The organism is Nocardia sp. bgisy134 (assembly GCF_965341865.1).
Lineage (GTDB): Bacteria > Actinomycetota > Actinomycetes > Mycobacteriales > Mycobacteriaceae > Nocardia.
Window position 1 is genome coordinate 1 of sequence record NZ_CBDQZP010000065.1, and the last position, 854, is coordinate 854.

The 854-nt window shown below is 67.1% G+C and carries 1 protein-coding gene; it reads left to right on the forward strand.

Annotation, left to right across the window (positions count from 1 at the left end; genetic code table 11):
- On the forward strand, positions 1–854 hold an 854-nt coding region (locus ACRWNM_RS36535; protein WP_431972734.1), incomplete at both ends, for an AMP-binding protein.

The following is an 854-nucleotide window of genomic DNA, read 5'->3' on the forward strand; positions in this document are numbered from 1 at the left end:
GGAGACAGAGCGTGCGGCGCTGACGCCGGTGCGGGGGCTGCCGGGTGGGTCGGTACGGACGTTGCCGGAGATCTTCAGCGCTGCGGCGGCGATCGATCCCGATGCGGTCGCCGTGGCCTGTGGTGACGTCCGGGTGTCGTATCGGGAACTCGAGGAACGATCGACCCGGCTGGCGCGATTGTTGATCGACCGGGGTGCCGGTCCGGAAACGTATGTCGCGGTGGGGATGTCGCGGTCGGTGGAGTCGGTGCTGGCGGTGTGGGCGGTCACCTCGACCGGGGCCGCGTTCGTGCCGGTGGATCCGACGTATCCGGCCGAGCGGATCTCGCACATGCTCACCGATTCCGGGGTCCTCCTCGGGTTGACGGTGTCTGGGCAGCGGGACAAACTTCCGGGAACGGTCGAGTGGCTGGTACTCGACGATCCCGAGCTGCAACGGGCCTGCGCGGCACACTCGGCCACCCCGATCACCGATGCGGATCGGACCGCGCGTCTGTCCCTGGACCACACGGCCTACCTCGTCTATACCTCCGGCTCCACCGGGGTCCCGAAGGGGGTGGTGGTCACTCACCGTGGATTGGACAACTTCGCGGCCGAACAGAGCGCTCGGCTGGGAGCTACCTCGTCGTCGCGGACCTTACATTTCGCGACTCCGAGTTTCGACGGGTCGGTGTTCGAGTATCTGCAGGCGTTCGGACCGGCGGCAACGATGGTGATCGCGCCGCCGACCGTGTACGGCGGCAAGGAACTGGCAGAGCTTCTCGCCGCCGAGCATGTCACGCATGGTTTCGTTACCACGGCGGCGTTGGCGACGGTCGATCCTGCCGGTCTCGACGAGTTCGGTGATGTGGTCT